Below are 15,048 nucleotides of genomic sequence, written 5' to 3' on the forward strand. Positions count from 1 at the left end.
CATGGCGCTCAACGTCAGCCTCGTCTCCGCCGACGCGGAGGTCTGGACGGGTGAGGCGAGCCTCGTGGTCGCCAAGACCGTCGAGGGCGAGATCGGCTTCATGTCCGGTCACGAGCCGGTGCTGGCCATCCTCGCCGAGGGCCAGGTCCGGATCACCCAGACCGACGGCGCCAAGGTGCTCGCCAACGCGCAGGACGGCTTCCTCTCCATGGAGGGCGACGTTCTGACCATCGTGGCGGGCAACGCGGCTCTCATCGCCTGACAGTCCTGAACATCGCGTCCGCCTCGGCACCCTGGGTGTCGAGGCGGACGCGTCTGCGTTACGAGGTGCCATGAAGATCCTGCTTCCGCCGTCCGAGACCAAGCGTCCCGGAGGCACGGGCGCGCCGCTCGACCTCGGTGTCCTGCCGCTGCCGTCTCTCGCTGAGCATCGCGCGGCCGTGCTCGACGCCCTGGTCGAGCTCGCGGCCGACGAGGAGGCCGCCCGCCGTGTCCTCAAGCTGAGCGAGCGGCAGCTCGACGACATCGCGCACAACCGCGCTCTCCGCAGCGCGCCGACCATGCCGGCGATCGACCGCTACACCGGCGTGCTGTTCGACGCCCTCGACGCGGCCTCGCTCTCCCCGGCGTCACGGCGGTGGGCGGACGCCCACGTGTGGATCCAGAGCGCGCCGTTCGGTCCGGTCGGCGCGCTCGACCCGATCCCGACCTACCGCCTCGCCGCGGGAACGTCGCTTCCCGGGGTGCCGCCGCTCCGGCGTCACTGGGCGGAAGCCACGACCTCGGCGATCGCGGACGAGGCGCCGTCGTTCGTCCTCGACCTGCGCAGCGAGGCGTACGTGGGTCTCGGACCCGTGCCCGCATCGGTGCCCTCGGCGTATGTGCGCGTGGTCACCGAGCAGGGCAGAGCGCTGAACCACTTCAACAAGAAGTCGAAGGGCCTCCTGGTGCGTGCACTCGCGGAGGACCGACCGCGCATCGGCTCCCGCCGGGCACTGCTGCGGTGGGCGGAGGGGCGAGGCATCGTGCTGCGCGAGACCGACCATCCCGGCGAGCTGGAACTCGTCGTCGCGGAGTGAGACCGGTTCGCGGCGCGGGACGTCAGCGAGGGTCCTGCGCGCGGCGGCGGTGACGCGCTAGTGTAAGCAGCGCATCACCCGGGAATATCAGCCTTCTGGAGGGGAACCTTGGACGACTACTACGATTACGGCATCTCAGGCGGCGCACTCGTCGCGCTGACGCTGCTGTACACGATCCTGCCGCTCATCGTGTACGCGATCTACGCCTGGTTCTACATGAAGGTCTTCGAGAAGGCCGGTGTCCAGGGCAAGTGGCGCGCCTGGGTCCCGGTCTACAACTCGATGATCTTCTACAAGCTCGGCGACCTCAGCCCGTGGCTCGTGCTGTACCTCATCGGCGCCGGCGTGGTCGGGGCGATCATCCCGGTCCTGGGCTGGTTCCTCATCCTCCCGCTCGTCGGCATCGCCGGCCGTGTCCTCGACCTCATCGCCGCGTGGCGGGTCGGACTGAAGCTGCAGAAGGATGCGGTCTGGGTCATCCTGTACTTCTTCCTCCCGCCGGTGTGGCTGGGTATCAACGCCTTCGACAAGTCGCGGTGGAACCCCAACATCCAGCCCGCCTCGTGGGCCGGGAACGGCTTCCTCGGCGATCGCACGGTGTGGGACGGCATCCCGGTCCAGCCCTCCGCGACCGCGGCTCCGCAGGGGTACGGTGCCCCGCAGGGCTACGGTCAGCAGCCCCAGGGCTACCCGCAGCAGCCCCAGGGCTATGCGCCGCCGCAGCCCGGGTTCACGGCTCCGCCTGCTCCCGGCTACGCCCCGCCGGCCGCGCCCTCCGCCGCTCCCTCGACGAGCGCGCCTGTGCCGCCGACCACGCCGCCCGCTCCGCCCGCGGCTCCGCCGACCACGCCGCCGGCTCCGCCCGCGGCCCCGCCGGCCGCACCGCCGGCTCCTCCCACGACCCCGAACGATCCCACGCAGCCCCCTGCGTGACCGTCGTCGCGAAACCCCCGGCCCACCGCCGGGGGTTTCGTGGTGTGAACGGTGTTCTCGCGGACGATGCGCCCGCTAACGTGGAGGTCATGGTCTTGTCGCAGCGCCCGATCGGCGTCTCCGTTCCGCTCTGCCCCTCGAAGGGCCCCGGTGCGAGCGAGGGGATCGTGTTCCACTACGATGTGTGAGTATCCTGCGACCGCCCTTTCCGCCGCAGGTCCATCGGAGGCAGCACGTGGCTGAGACGAAGACGCACACCGTCACGGTTGCGGGACGCCCGCTGCTGCTCTCGTGGTCGGGTGTCACGGATCAGGGCCGTCGCCGTGAGACCAACCAGGACGCGTTCCTCGCGGAGTTCCCCCTCTTCATCGTCGCCGACGGAATGGGCGGGCACGCGGGAGGCGAGATCGCAAGCCAAAGCACCGTGTCCCGCCTGCAGGCCGCGGTCGTCGCGGGCGACATCTCGCATCGCACGATCGAAGAGGCTCTCGCCCGCGCCGTCGACGACATCTCGGAGCACCCGGAGACCACCGACGAGGGAACCGGGACCACGCTCACGGGCGTCTACCTGGACGACGGCGGAGACCAGGCGCAGTGGGTCGCGCTGAACATCGGCGACTCGCGGGTCTATCTCCTGCGCGATGACCGGCTCGTGCAGGTGACCACGGACCACTCGGTGGTGCAGGAGCTGATCGCAGCGGGGAAGCTCAGCCCGGAGGAGGCCGAGGGCCACCCCTACAGCAACGTCATCACGCGCGCGGTGGGCGCCAGCGAGCTCACCGCTCCGGACTATGTCACCATCGACCTGCGTCCGGGCGACCGGTTCGTGATCTGCTCCGACGGACTCACCAAGGAGCTGACCGACTACGGCATCCAGCATTTCCTGCGGGAGAACTCCGATCCGGCCGCGTGCGTGGACGCCATGCTCGCTGCGGCTCTCGACAACGGTGGTCGCGACAACGTGACGCTCATCGTGTTGCAGGTGAGCGACCCCCAGTCCTCCTCCCCAGAGGGGGACACCGCGGAGTAGTCGCTCCGACGCTGTGGACAGCAGGCTCTCTGCTGTCACGGAGCGGTGCACTGGGGAGATGGACCCGTCTCCCCTCGTCATCCCTTCCGCGCCCGCGCCGCCGCGCCGCACCTCGCTGCCTTATCTCGCGGGAATCGTCCCGGTCGGGATGGGGGTGGCGCTGTGGCTCACCACGGGGTCGGTGCAGTCGCTGTGGTTCGCCGCACTCGGTCCCCTCATGATGCTCGCTTCGGTGGCCGACGCCGCGAGGACGCGACGGCACGATCGACGGCGTGAGGCGGACAGGGTGGAGGCCGAGTGGCGCGCGGTCGAGGATGCGCTCGCCCGTCGTCACGCCGAGGAGCGGGCCCAGCTCGAGTCGCGCCACCCGGACGTCGCCGCGTGCGTCGCAGAACCGCCGCTTCGTGGGACGGATCCGATCGCTGCCGACACCGAGCTGACCGTGGGTCGCGGTGTGCGTGTCAGCGCCGTGCGCACGACGGGTGGGGAGGGCGATCGAGCAGAGGCGTTCCGCGCGCGATGCGCCGAGCTCGATGACGCACCGGTCGTGGTGCGGCTCGGCGGGGGCGTCTGCGTCCGTGGCCAGGCCCCGGTCGCAGCCGCGGCGGCACGAGCTCTGGTCGCGCAGCTCTGCCTCCGCTTCGGGCCGGCGCAACTGGCGCTCGTCGGCGAGGAGCTGGCGTCGTCCGGCCTGACCACGGCGGCTCACGCGGTGCGGGCGCGCCGGGGAGCCTTCCGGGTGGGGTGGGGCACGCTCGGAGCGCCCGTCGCGGCAGATGCGGTGATCTGGACGGCGGCTCCCGACGCCGAGGTGCCGTCGGGGATCACGACCGTGCTCGACGTGGTCGAGCCGGGGGCCGCATCGCTGCGCACGCCGGAGGGCGTGACCGAGGTGGCGGTCGAGTGCCTGTCGCGACCGCAGGCAGAACTGGTCGCCTCGGCAACGGGCGAGCCGTCGGACACGCATGCGGAGCTCCCGCTCAGCGTGCCGCTGGCCGACGTGATCGTCTCAGAGGCAGGTGATGGTCTCGCGGTCGTGGTGGGCCGTGACGGCCGGGGTACCGACATCGCGGTCGATCTGGTGGAGCACGGACCGCACGCGATCGTCACCGGCATGACCGGGGCGGGAAAGAGCGAACTGCTCGTGACCTGGGTTGCGGCGATGTGTGCCGCGTACGGACCGGATCGGGTGACGTTCGTGCTGGCCGACTTCAAGGGTGGGACGGCGTTCGAGCCGCTTCGCGCTCTCCGCCAGGTGTCGGCGGTGATCACGGACCTCGACGACGAGGGTGCGCGCCGGGGTGTCTCGAGCCTGCGGGCGGAGATGCGACGACGGGAGGCCGCCCTCGCCGCGGCCGGCGTTCGAGACGTGTCAGAGGTCGACCTGCCACGCCTGGTGATCGTGGTCGACGAGTTCGCGGCCCTGCTCCTCGAGCACGCCGACCTCGGCGACGTGTTCATCGACATCGCTGCGCGCGGCCGCGCCCTGGGGATGCACCTGGTCCTCGGGACGCAGCGTGCGGGCGGCGTGATCCGTGACGCCCTGGCGGCGAACTGCCCGCTGCGGATCAGCCTGCGGGTCGCAGATCCCGCGGACAGCAGGGCCGTGATCGGGACGGACGGCGCGGCGCTGCTCGATGGGGGGCCGGAGGGGCGCGGCTGTGCGCTCGTGCGTCGACCGCAGGATGCGGAGCCGCAGCTCGTGCGCGTCGCGCTGACCGGTCCCGGAGACCTGCGGCGTGCAGCGACGCGCTGGAGCCAGGCGGCTCCGGCTGTCAGCCCCTGGCTCCCGCCGTTGCCGCGACGCATCGATCTCGCAGACCTTCGTGGCGCGGATCACGACGGCAGCGACGACGCCGGGGGAGACGCGGTGGTGCTCGGTCTCGCCGACGACCCGCAGCGACAGCGGCAGCCTCGGGAGCTCCTGCGTCCGGGGCGGGAGCGCGGGCTCGCCGTGGTCGGCGCTCCGGGCAGCGGACGCACGGCGCTCGTGCGCGCGGTGGCGGCCCAGCGCCATGATGCCCTGCTGTTCCCCTCCGATGCGGAAAGCGCGGTGGACCTGCTCGCGGCATGGGTCAGGGGTGACACGGAGATCCCCGAGCTCGTGCTGTGCGACGACATCGACGCGCTGCACGCCGAGCTCCCCGTCGAGTACGCACAGGAGTTCGCGCAGCGGTGGGAGCAGTCGCTGCGCCTGTCACCTTCGACGACCTGGATCCTCACGGCCGCACGGGCATCGGGGCCCTTGGGCCGTGTGCTCGACGCGCTGCCCCGTCGAGCGCTTCTACGCGCGGCGTCGCGCGTCGAGCACCTCGCAGCGGGTGGCGAGACGTCGGGGTTCGTGCGGGACCGACCGCCGGGACGCGCGGTGCTCGACGGGCGGGAGGTGCAGTTCGCCTGGGCGGACGAGCGGCCGAGGCAGTCCGCTGCCTCCTCGACGGAGATCTGGGCGCCGGCGAGGCCGGTCGTGGCGCTGGTCACGGCGGGCGCGTCGGACGCGGTGGGCGCACTCCGCGCGGCGCGCCCGGAGTGGGACGTGCGGACGGCCGGGAGCGATGTGCCGACGACCGCGAGCCCGTGCATCCTGGTGGCCGACGCGGAGGGCTGGCAGCGGCAGTGGGCCCTGTGGCAGCAGATCCGCGCCGAGGGCGAGGTCCTGGTCCGCGCGGAGCGTCCGTCCGATCTGCGCCAGCTGGTCGGTGTGCGCGACCTCCCGCCGTTCGCCCTGCTGCATCAGGGGCGCGCGTGGTCGGTGGTGGGGGACCGCGCGCCGCGGCGGGTCGTCGTGCCGGGGCTCGGGTCGCGGTGAGGCTGGTGCGTCAGAGGCCGGCGCCGGGGCGGACCGTTCCCACGCGGGCACCGCCCCCGAGCACGTCGAGCGGGAGGGCCTCCGCGAGACCAGCCACATCGGTGTCGCTCAGAGAGCCCGCGCGAGCCAGGAGGGTGGCGGCGACGATGGTGGACGCGCGCGCGGCGCCGTCGAGCATCTTCAGGGCCGCGGTCGTCCCGTCCGGCGCCACCATCACCATGACGCCCTCCGCGCCGCCCTTGGTGAAGACGCCGAGACGCTCGGTCGCGATGGTGTCGGGGCGGCCGGGCCCTTCGACGGTCCAGGGGTTCTCGCGCACCGCGCGGACGAGCGACCCGGCCACGCGGTGCAGCGCGAACGGCGAACGGTCGGACGCGGTGCCGATGCGGTGAATCGCGCGCGCGAGCCCGGTGAGGGTGAGCGCATGCACCGGAGCGCCGCAGCCGTCGATGGAGGTGTGCGCGATCTTCTCCCCGGTGAGGCGCTCGACGACCTCCCGGATGTGAGCCTGCAGCGGATGCGCGGGGTCGAGGTAGCCGGCGGTCGGCCAGCCGGTGGCCACGCAGGCCCGCAGCATCGCGGCGTGCTTGCCCGAGCAGTTCATGCGGACGCGCGCCTCCTGGCCGTGTTCGCGCACCAGCTCGTCGCGGGTCGCGGAGTCGCCCGGCCACGCCGGAGGGCACGCGAGGTCGTCTTCCGTGAGGCCTCCGGCGGTGAGGATGTCGCGCACCACCGCGGCGTGCCGGTCCGTGCCCGTGTGGCTCGCCGTGGCGAGGGCGAGCTGTTCGCCCTCCAGCGGTGCGCAGGCGGTGATGCACGCCACCGCCTGCAGCGGCTTGAGACTCGACCGCGGGAGGATGAGCGCGTCGGCGTTGCCGTGTCGCGCGATCACCTCGCCGTCGGGCGAGAGCACCACCGCGGCACCGGCGTGACGTGACTCGATGAATCCGCTCCGTTCGACGACGGCGAGCTCGACGGAATCCTGAACGGTGAGTGTCTCCAGCACTCCACCAGCCTAGTGCCGGTGGTCCCGCGGCCTCGGGGTCCCCGCGGAGGGTCGCGACGTCGGCGGCACCTGGCAGACTGAGCGCATGGCAGAGCACACCACGTCGCGTCCGCTCGGTGAACACCGCTACGCTCTCACGACTACGTGGACGGGCAACTCCGGCACCGGAACGAGCGGATACCGTGACTATCGCCGCGACGTCACGATCGAGATCGAGGGCAAGCCCGCGCTGCTGGCCTCGTCCGACAAGCCGTTCCGCGGAGACCCCTCCCGCTGGAACCCCGAAGACCTCCTGCTGGCCTCGCTCTCCGAGTGCCACCTGCTGTCGTATCTGCACGCCTGCGTCACCGCCGGCGTCGTGGTCGTCTCCTACCGCGACAGCGCGCGCGGGCTGATGCGCGAGAACGGCGCAGGAGGGGGATCGTTCGTCGAGGTGACGCTCTCCCCGGAGGTCGTGGTCGCCGATCCGTCCATGATTGAGGCGGCAGAGCGGGCGCACGCCCAGGCGAACGAGTGGTGCTTCATCGCGAACTCGGTCAACTTCCCGGTGCGGCACGAGGCCACGGTCACCGCGAGCGTGTGACCCCCGCGGCGGAGGAGCAACCGCTGTTGGACTCCTCGCTCGGGAAGGGACACGTGGTCGCCGCTACCGGGAGGGTCCGGGGTTCACGCTCAGCGCTACTCAGCGGCGCTCGTGCGGGAGCGCCTGCTTGATCTTCTCGATGGTGCCCTGGGCCGGAGCCTCGTTGTAGGTGCCCGCCAGCTCCTGACCGGACAGGGCATGGATCGCGGCCATGATCTCGTCGGTCGCGAGCCGCCGTGCGCGTCCGCTGGTAGCGGGTCCGTGGGGGGACAGGTCGAGCGGCTCGCCGAACCGCACCGTCACGCGTTCGGAGAGCGTCGGCATCTTCGCGCCCACCGGCATCACCTTGTCGGTGCCGATCAGTCCCACCGGGACCACCGGTGCGCCCGTCTGCAGGGCCAGGAACGCCACGCCCGTCCGGCCCTTGTACAGGCGACCGTCGGTGGAACGGGTCCCCTCGGGGTACAGCGCGACCGCGAGACCCTCCTCGAGCAGCTGCCGCTGCAGATCGAGCGCGTCGAGTGCTGCCTGACCAGCGCCGCGCCGGACGGGGATCGCGCCGATCGCCTCGAAGAAGGTCTTGGTGAGGCGGCCGCTGAATCCGGTCCCCTCGAAGTAGCTCGACTTCGCAAGGAAGTGCACGGGTCGCGGTGCCGCGACCGGGATGGCGATCGAGTCGATGAACGACAGGTGGTTGCTCGCGAAGATCACCGGACCGGTGGTGGGGACGTTCTCGCGGCCCTCGATGCGGGGACGGTAGATGAGCCGCGCGAGCGGGGCGATCAGGCTGCGACCGAGCGCGTACGTGAAGCCCGCATGGCGCGGCTTCGGCGTGTCCTCTGAGGCGGGTTCGGGCTCGACGGACTGCTCAGAGGTCATCAGAGCAGGATACTCCCGGCCCCATGCCGACGTGGGAATGAAGACTCGCGCCCCACCTCCCAGGGAGGGCAAAGGGCGATGGGGCAGGATGGAGTGTCCCGCCCGCGATCCCGAGGTCTCACTGTGCGCAAGCGTCCGCTCATCGTCCTGTCCACCGTCGCCGCGGCGACCCTCCTGCTCGCCGGCTGCTCTGGCAGCGGTGCGCCGGAGAGCTCGGGCACCCCCGACCCGTCCGCTTCGAGTGGGTGTCTGCTCGACGCGCAGCCGGGCAAGACCTCGGATTCCATTGACGTTCAGGGCGAGGGACTCGATGCCGTCGTCAAAGTGCCAGCTGATGCGGCCTTCGCCGATGTGGAGCGAACGGTGATCGCTGAGGGCACAGGTGACGAAGTCGTCGCGAATGACCTCGTCGGGGTGAAGTACCAGATCGTGGAAGCGTCGACAGGTGAAGTCGTCGATTCCTCGGCACGAAGCGAGGGTGGTGAGGCTCCCGTCCTTCTCGACCAGAACAGTGCATCTCTCTTCATCGCCGCTCTCGAGTGCCAGCCGATCGGAACGCAGGTCGTCCTCGCCCTTCCAGGCGAGGTCTTCGGCGAGGGCGGGACGAATAAGGTCGTGTACGCAGAGGCCGTCGAGCAACTGCCCGAGGTCGCCACCGGCACGCCGGTCGACCCGACCCCCGGCATGCCCGAGGTGAAGCTGGACGACGACGGCAAGCCCAGCATCACGATCCCGGACGGCGATGCGCCGGCCGAGACCCAGGTCGCCGTGCTCAAGCAGGGTGACGGAGCGACGGTCGCCTCGGGCGACCTGGTCGTCGTGCAGTACCTCGGGGTCAAGTGGTCCGACGGCAAGGAGTTCGACTCGAGCTGGAGTCGCGACGCGGCGCCGGCGCAGTTCCAGACCACGGGAGTGGTCACCGGATTCCAGAAGGCGCTCGAAGGTCAGAAGGTCGGCTCGCAGGTGCTCGTCGTGATGCCCCCGTCCGACGGCTACGGTGCGAGCGAGGGCAACGAGCTGCAGAACGAGAGCCTCGTGTTCGTCGTCGACATCCTCGCCACGACCCCGGTGCAGGCGCAGCAGTAGCGCGGGCGCGACGGCGGCCGTGTCCTAGGCTGGCGTCATGCGTCGCGTCATCGTCCTCGGCTCCACCGGTTCCATCGGCACCCAGGCGCTGGACGTGATCCGCGCCAACCCGCGCCGGTTCGAGCTCGTCGGGCTCGCCGCGGGCTCCAACCGCGAGCTGCTGACAGAGCAGGCGGAGCAGTTCCAGGTGGAGGACACGGCCCTCGGAGCCGTCGAAGCGGAACAGCTCGTGCGGGACGTCGAGGCCGATGTGGTGCTCAACGCCATCACCGGCTCGATCGGACTCGGCTCCACGCTCGCCGCGCTGCAGGCGGGCCGCACGCTCGCCCTCGCGAACAAGGAGTCGCTGATCGTCGGGGGAGATCTGGTGCTGGCGGCGGCCGCCCCCGAGCAGATCGTCCCCGTCGACTCCGAGCACTCCGCCCTCGCACAGGCGCTCCGCTCCGGGACGCATGACGAGGTGCGACGCCTGGTGGTGACCGCGTCGGGCGGACCGTTCCGCGGACGCACGCGCAGTGAGCTCACCGAGGTCACACCGGGGCAGGCGCTCGCGCACCCCACCTGGAACATGGGCAGGACGGTCACGACGAACTCCGCCACCCTCGTCAACAAGGGGCTCGAGGTGATCGAGGCGCACCTGCTGTTCGACGTGGCCTACGACGACATCGAGGTGGTCGTGCACCCGCAGTCGATCGTGCACTCCATGGTCGAGTTCATCGACGGGTCCACCATCGCACAGGCGTCCCCGCCGGACATGCGTCTGCCGATCTCCCTCGGCCTGGACTGGCCGCACCGCATCGGCGGCGTGGGTCGTCCGCTGGACTGGACGACCGCGAGCTCGTGGACCTTCGAGCCGCTCGACGGCGAGGCCTTCCCGGCCGTCGCACTCGCCAAGGCGGTCGGCCGCGCGGGCGGCACCTTCCCGGCCGTGTACAACGCCGCCAACGAGCAGGCCGTGGACGCGTTCCACGAGGGACGCCTGTCGTTCCTCGGCATCGTCGACACGATCTCCGCGGTCGTCGACCACCACGAGGCACCGAGCACCCTCACGGTCGAGACGCTCGCAGAGGCCGAGGACTGGGCACGGCGCACGGCCGATCGGCTCATCGCCGCGAGCTGACGGCGCGGCCGCCGAGGGCGCCCGATGCAGCGCGGCGCTGCACCGGGCGGCGGTCAGTCCTCGTCCGGGTAGGGCACAGGCCAGCGCGGTTCCGGGACCGGCCATCCGGCGGCCTTCAGCGCGCGGCGGGACAGCTCACGCGCCGAGTACGGGGTGCGCACGCCGCGGATGTCCCGGTAGTCCTGATGCCCGGGACCCGCCCACAGGATCGCGTCGCCGTCGCCCACCAGGCCGACCGCCGCGACGATCGCCGCCTCCGGTGGGGAGTACTCGTGGATCTCCGCGTCGGGTCGTGCCCGGCGCGCGCCCTCCACGAGGGTCGCCCGGATGGACGCCGGGTCTTCGAAGCGCGGGTGATGATCGGTCACGACGAGGATGTCGCTGCCCTCCACGGCCGTGCGCGCCATGTCGAAGCGCTTGCTGGCGTCGCGGTCGCCATCCGCGCCGAACAGCATCAGCACCTTTCCGGGGGTGACCCGGCGCACGGCGGCGAGGGTCTTCTCGAAGGCGTCCGGCGAGTGCCCGAAGTCTACGAACACCGCCGGTCCGCGGTCGCCGGAGACGAGCTGCGTACGGCCGGGCAGGTAGGCGTGGATGCCGCCGTCGCGGCCGAGCGCGTCGGTGATCCGCTCCCACGCGTACCCGCCCTCCAGCAGCATGACGATCGCGAGCGCGGCATTGGCGGCCATGTGCGGACCGATCACCGGCACCGTGGTGGTGAGGGTTCCGGCAGGGCCGCTCATCGTGAAGGTGGTGCCGGCGGCGCGCTCCTCGTCGATCACGACCACCCAGTCCGCGCGGGCCGCGGCATCGGGGTCGGCGGCGATCGACGGCGTGCCGACCGTGACGACGGGGATCTCCGCGCGATCGACGACCAGCGCGCCGGAGGGGGAGTCGAGGCAGACCACGCCGCGGACCGCGCGATCGGGACGGAACAGCGGCAGCTTCGCCTCGAAGTACTCCTCCATGTCGGCGTAGTCGTCGAGGTGGTCGTGGCTGAGGTTCGTGAAGCCGGCGACATCGAACCGGATCCCGTCGACGCGGTGGCGGGACAGCGCCTGCGCGCTCACCTCGACCGCGACCGCTTCCACGTGCCGCTCGCGCATCAGCGCCAGGAGCGCGTGCATCTCCGACGCCTCCGGCGTGGTGAGCCGCGACACGATGACCTCGCCCGCGATGTGGCGCTCGGCCGTCGACGACAGCCCCGTGACCACGCCCATCTGCTCGAGGATGCCCTCCAGGAGGTGGGAGACGCTCGTCTTGCCGTTGGTGCCCGTCGTCGCGAAGAGCAGCGGCAGGGGGTCGTCCGCCCCGGTGCCGTAGACCCAGGCGCTCAGATCGCCCAGCACGGCGCGCGGATCGTCCACCACGAGGACGGGCAGGCCGGCATCCGCGGCGATCTCCGCGCCGCGCTCGTCGGTGATGACCGCGACCGCGCCCTTCTCGGCAGCGGTCGCCGCGAAGTCGGCTCCGTGGCGGTTCACGCCCTGGATCGCGACGAAGGCCTCACCGGGGCGAAGATCCGCGGTGGCGAGAGTGATGCCGCTCAGGGACACTCCGGTGGCGTCGCCGCGCACGGTGGCGGCGAATCGGGAGGCCAGTTCGGAAAGCTCGCGCCGGGGCGGGTTCGCGGGGCGGAGCACAGGGGGCAGGCTCGGTTGTTGTTCAATCGACATGTCGGATCCATGATCTCACGGCGCTGCACGGATGCCGGGCGGACGGCCCGCCGCGCGCCGGGGTCGGACGCGCGGCGGGCCGGGGCTCAGGCCCGGCGGCGGTAGGCCAGCACGGCGACCACGAGAGCCGCCGCCCCGGCGAGGAGCCCGCCCGTGCCGAGGGCGATGCCGAGCGGGTCGGCGGCCGTGGCGGCCGCGTCGGCGTCCGCGGTGTCCGCCTCCCCGTCGCCGTGGGCGCCATGCATCGACGCCTCCGCATCCGTGACCGTGACGACGGGAGCGGGGGCATCGAGCGCGTGCGGGTCCTCACCCTCCTCGGCGAGCTGCGTCCATTCGGTCGCACCGTCGACGCACTGCTGCACCACCGGGAAGGCGAGCGTCTCGGGCGTCTTCTCGTCGAGCCCGACCGACATGCTGACCGCGCCGCGGAGGTCGGTCGGCACCGGCGTGAGCGCGGTGTACGTGACGGCGCTCACGAGGCCGTCGTCACCGCGCTCGACCTGGATGGTCCAGTCGCCGTCCAGGGTCGGGGCGACGGAGGTGAGGCCGTCCGGCATGGTGATGCGCAGTGCCGTGGTCGGCGAGGTGCCGCAGCCGTGGGCGAACGAGAACGTGAGCACGCCGTGGTCGCCGGCGGCCAGCTCATCCGGGCTGACGGACACGTGGGCTCCCGCCATGAGCGGAACCGCGAGGGCGAGGGCGACCCCGCCGAGCGCGCCGGTCGTGGCGACGAGGGCCCGGCGGGAGCGCGGACGACGGGGGGACGTGGTGGTACGGGACATGATTCTCCAGAAAAGGTGTGCGGGCGCGCCGGAGGGCGCGCAAAGGGTGGCCGACGGTTCGGCCGTGATTCTCGGGCGGCGGGTCAGCCGCGTGCGCACACCGGGGGACCGCGCCGGGAGACGGCGGCGGCCACGGCACGGTCGAGGGGAGCGAAGCGCAGCGGACGCAGCGGGGTCGGGCGGCGATGGCCGGAGAAGCCCGTCGGCGACGCGCGACGCACGAGAGCGCGGAACCAGCCGGCGACGGCCCGCAGGAGGCGTTCGGCGTGCCACACCAGCAGAGTTGTCAGCACGGCGGCGCCGGCGTGCGCGAGGAGCATCGTCGCGTCGACGGGCGCGACGGAGACGGTGCCGCTCAACGCTGCCAGGTCGAAGTGATGGACGTGCGGGCCGATCGCGCCGTCGACGTCCGCGGTGGGGGAGCCGAGCAGCTGGAACACCAGGTGGAACACGGCTTGAGACACGAGCACGGCGACCGCGACGCGCCAGCGCGACCGACGGAGCCCGAGGAGGGCGGCGGTCGGTGCCAGGAACAGCACCGTGACCGCGAGGATCAGCAGCGGGTGGGGTGCCGCGCCGCCTCCGATGGTGTGGGACACCGCGGCGATGAGGGTCGCGGTGGCGGACACGGCGGCGGCGCGCAGGAGTCGCAGCTGCCGGGTGGTCACCATCCCAGCCTAGCCAAGCGGCGCGGGCGGGGCGGATTCCTAGCTGCGGGCAGTACCGTGGGCGGGTGGAAATCCTGCTCTATGTGGGCGGCATCCTGTTCATGCTGATCGGCCTCGGCCTCTCGATCGGTCTGCACGAGGTCGGCCATCTCGTCCCCGCGAAGCTCTTCGGCGTGCGCGTCGGCCAGTACATGATCGGCTTCGGCCCGCGGCTGTGGTCGAAGCGGATCGGCGAGACCGAGTACGGCTTCAAGCTGCTCCCGCTCGGCGGGTTCATCTCGATGTCCGGCATGTATCCGTCGTCGAAGGGGGAGCGTCCGGCGTCCGGGGTGTTCCGCACGCTCATCCAGGACGCCCGCTCGGCCAACGACGAGACGATCGCCGAGGGCGCGGAGGACCGGGTCTTCTACAAGCTGCCGGTGTGGAAGCGCGTGATCGTGATGCTCGGCGGTCCGCTGATGAACCTGGTCCTGGCCGTGGTGATCTTCACGGTGCTCGTGTGCGGCATCGGCGTGCAGCAGGGGACGACGACCATCTCCGCGGTGAACGAGTGCGTGGTGCCCGCGTCGTCGACCGCCACCGAGTGCGCCCCGGACGACCCGGAGTCCCCCGCGGCGGAGGCGGGGGTGCGACCCGGTGACGTGCTGGTGTCGATCGACGGTCAGCCCGTGTCGACCTTCGAGCAGGCGACGACGATCGTCCAGGCCTCGCCCGGCGAGACGCTCGAGCTGGTGGTGCGCCGCGACGGGGCCGAGCAGACGCTGAGCCTCACGCCCATCGCGGCGGAGCGCACCATCACCGACGCGAGCGGGCGGCCCGTGCTCGACGATCAGGGCGACCCGGTCGTGCGCGAGGTCGGGTACGCGGGGATGATCTCGCAGATGGGCTTCGTGCAACAGCCGCTGAGCGCCGGACCGGAGATGGCCGCCGAGAACGTCGCGAGGGTGGCGTCGCTCATCGTCACGCTGCCCGTGCGGCTGTGGGATGTGGGTGTGTCCCTGGTCACCGGGGGCGAACGTGACCCGAACGGCCCGTTGAGCGTCGTCGGCGTCGGGCGCCTGGCCGGCGAGGTCGCGGCGACCGATGCCCCGATCCTCAACCGGTTCGCCGTCCTCCTGGGGCTGTTGGGGTCGCTCAACGTGGCGCTGTTCGTGTTCAACCTGATCCCGCTGCTGCCGCTCGACGGCGGTCACATCGTGGTCGCGCTGTGGGAGGGGATCAAGCGGGCATGGGCGAAGCTCTTCCGGCGCCCGCCGCCCGCACCCGTGGACGCCACCCGGCTGGTGCCGCTGACGGTGGTGGTGGCCGTCCTGCTGATCGGGATGGGCGCGCTGCTCCTCGTCGCCGACCTGTTCAACCCCGTCAAGCTGCTCGGCTGACCGGCCCGGCGCCGGCGC

General features: G+C 71.8%; 14 protein-coding genes. 9 read left to right on the top strand and 5 right to left on the bottom strand.

The window, feature by feature from the left end; translation table 11 throughout:
• Nucleotide 1: 1 nt before the first annotated feature.
• The 5 genes from KV394_RS12185 (at nucleotide 2) to KV394_RS12205 (ending at nucleotide 5,851) form a co-directional block, all read left to right on the top strand.
• Nucleotides 2-262, top strand: coding sequence for a F0F1 ATP synthase subunit epsilon (locus tag KV394_RS12185; RefSeq protein WP_136029295.1), 261 nt, complete (start codon nucleotides 2-4; stop codon nucleotides 260-262).
• Nucleotides 263-332: 70 nt separating this feature from the next.
• Nucleotides 333-1,079 (top strand): YaaA family protein, encoded by a 747-nt coding sequence (locus KV394_RS12190; RefSeq protein ID WP_247981552.1) that lies wholly within the window; start codon nucleotides 333-335, stop codon nucleotides 1,077-1,079.
• Between the two features lie 108 nt (nucleotides 1,080-1,187).
• Nucleotides 1,188-2,012, top strand: coding sequence for a DUF5684 domain-containing protein (locus KV394_RS12195; protein WP_206251403.1), 825 nt, complete (start codon nucleotides 1,188-1,190; stop codon nucleotides 2,010-2,012).
• A gap of 235 nt (nucleotides 2,013-2,247) precedes the next feature.
• Nucleotides 2,248-3,042: a PP2C family protein-serine/threonine phosphatase gene (locus tag KV394_RS12200; protein WP_247981553.1), complete on the top strand. Its 795-nt coding sequence runs from the start codon at nucleotides 2,248-2,250 to the stop codon at nucleotides 3,040-3,042.
• 58 nt (nucleotides 3,043-3,100) lie between these two features.
• Nucleotides 3,101-5,851, top strand: coding sequence for an FtsK/SpoIIIE domain-containing protein (locus KV394_RS12205; RefSeq protein WP_247981554.1), 2,751 nt, complete (start codon nucleotides 3,101-3,103; stop codon nucleotides 5,849-5,851).
• A 10-nt stretch (nucleotides 5,852-5,861) separates the two neighbouring features.
• Here KV394_RS12205 and KV394_RS12210 read toward each other — a convergent pair whose 3' ends face one another.
• Nucleotides 5,862-6,857 carry an asparaginase gene (locus KV394_RS12210; protein WP_247981555.1) on the bottom strand — a complete coding sequence of 332 codons (996 nt, stop codon included), beginning with the start codon at nucleotides 6,855-6,857 and terminating at the stop codon, nucleotides 5,862-5,864.
• A gap of 85 nt (nucleotides 6,858-6,942) precedes the next feature.
• Here KV394_RS12210 and KV394_RS12215 point away from each other — a divergent pair, with 85 nt between their 5' ends.
• Nucleotides 6,943-7,440, top strand: coding sequence for an OsmC family protein (locus tag KV394_RS12215; RefSeq protein WP_247981556.1), 498 nt, complete (start codon nucleotides 6,943-6,945; stop codon nucleotides 7,438-7,440).
• Between the two features lie 99 nt (nucleotides 7,441-7,539).
• On the opposite strand, the gene KV394_RS12220 is transcribed toward KV394_RS12215, so the two are convergent.
• The gene (locus KV394_RS12220) at nucleotides 7,540-8,319 is read right to left on the bottom strand and encodes a lysophospholipid acyltransferase family protein (protein WP_205812755.1); all 780 of its coding nucleotides are present in this window, start codon (nucleotides 8,317-8,319) and stop codon (nucleotides 7,540-7,542) included.
• A 123-nt stretch (nucleotides 8,320-8,442) separates the two neighbouring features.
• On the opposite strand from KV394_RS12220, the gene KV394_RS12225 reads away from it, so the two are divergent.
• Nucleotides 8,443-9,405, top strand: coding sequence for an FKBP-type peptidyl-prolyl cis-trans isomerase (locus tag KV394_RS12225; protein WP_247981557.1), 963 nt, complete (start codon nucleotides 8,443-8,445; stop codon nucleotides 9,403-9,405).
• Nucleotides 9,406-9,442: 37 nt separating this feature from the next.
• Entirely contained in the window at nucleotides 9,443-10,525 is a 1,083-nt protein-coding gene (gene dxr, locus KV394_RS12230) for a 1-deoxy-D-xylulose-5-phosphate reductoisomerase (RefSeq protein ID WP_247981558.1), read from the top strand.
• A gap of 53 nt (nucleotides 10,526-10,578) precedes the next feature.
• On the opposite strand, the gene KV394_RS12235 is transcribed toward dxr, so the two are convergent.
• The 3 genes from KV394_RS12235 to KV394_RS12245 form a co-directional block, all read right to left on the bottom strand.
• Nucleotides 10,579-12,201 carry a Mur ligase family protein gene (locus tag KV394_RS12235; RefSeq protein WP_205812607.1) on the bottom strand — a complete coding sequence of 541 codons (1,623 nt, stop codon included), beginning with the start codon at nucleotides 12,199-12,201 and terminating at the stop codon, nucleotides 10,579-10,581.
• 86 nt (nucleotides 12,202-12,287) lie between these two features.
• Nucleotides 12,288-12,983 carry a YcnI family copper-binding membrane protein gene (locus tag KV394_RS12240; protein WP_247981559.1) on the bottom strand — a complete coding sequence of 232 codons (696 nt, stop codon included), beginning with the start codon at nucleotides 12,981-12,983 and terminating at the stop codon, nucleotides 12,288-12,290.
• Between the two features lie 83 nt (nucleotides 12,984-13,066).
• Nucleotides 13,067-13,654 (bottom strand): hypothetical protein, encoded by a 588-nt coding sequence (locus KV394_RS12245; RefSeq protein ID WP_206251396.1) that lies wholly within the window; start codon nucleotides 13,652-13,654, stop codon nucleotides 13,067-13,069.
• Nucleotides 13,655-13,716: 62 nt separating this feature from the next.
• Here KV394_RS12245 and KV394_RS12250 point away from each other — a divergent pair, with 62 nt between their 5' ends.
• Nucleotides 13,717-15,030 carry a M50 family metallopeptidase gene (locus KV394_RS12250; RefSeq protein WP_136035342.1) on the top strand — a complete coding sequence of 438 codons (1,314 nt, stop codon included), beginning with the start codon at nucleotides 13,717-13,719 and terminating at the stop codon, nucleotides 15,028-15,030.
• Nucleotides 15,031-15,048: the final 18 nt, after the last annotated feature.

The sequence above is a fragment of the Microbacterium sufflavum genome (assembly GCF_023101165.1).
Classification (GTDB): Bacteria; Actinomycetota; Actinomycetes; order Actinomycetales; family Microbacteriaceae; genus Microbacterium; species Microbacterium sufflavum.

Bases quoted from the DNA above. Each gene is read 5' to 3' on its own strand.
- KV394_RS12185 (WP_136029295.1), top strand. From the start codon at position 2: ATGGCGCTCAACGTCAGCCTCGTCTCCGCCGACGCGGAGGTCTGGACG.
- KV394_RS12190 (WP_247981552.1), top strand. From the start codon at position 333: ATGAAGATCCTGCTTCCGCCGTCCGAGACCAAGCGTCCCGGAGGCACG.
- KV394_RS12205 (WP_247981554.1), top strand. From the start codon at position 3,101: ATGGACCCGTCTCCCCTCGTCATCCCTTCCGCGCCCGCGCCGCCGCGC.
- KV394_RS12215 (WP_247981556.1), top strand. From the start codon at position 6,943: ATGGCAGAGCACACCACGTCGCGTCCGCTCGGTGAACACCGCTACGCT.
- KV394_RS12220 (WP_205812755.1), bottom strand. From the start codon at position 8,319: ATGACCTCTGAGCAGTCCGTCGAGCCCGAACCCGCCTCAGAGGACACG.
- dxr (WP_247981558.1), top strand. From the start codon at position 9,443: ATGCGTCGCGTCATCGTCCTCGGCTCCACCGGTTCCATCGGCACCCAG.
- KV394_RS12235 (WP_205812607.1), bottom strand. From the start codon at position 12,201: ATGTCGATTGAACAACAACCGAGCCTGCCCCCTGTGCTCCGCCCCGCG.
- KV394_RS12240 (WP_247981559.1), bottom strand. From the start codon at position 12,983: ATGTCCCGTACCACCACGTCCCCCCGTCGTCCGCGCTCCCGCCGGGCC.
- KV394_RS12245 (WP_206251396.1), bottom strand. From the start codon at position 13,654: ATGGTGACCACCCGGCAGCTGCGACTCCTGCGCGCCGCCGCCGTGTCC.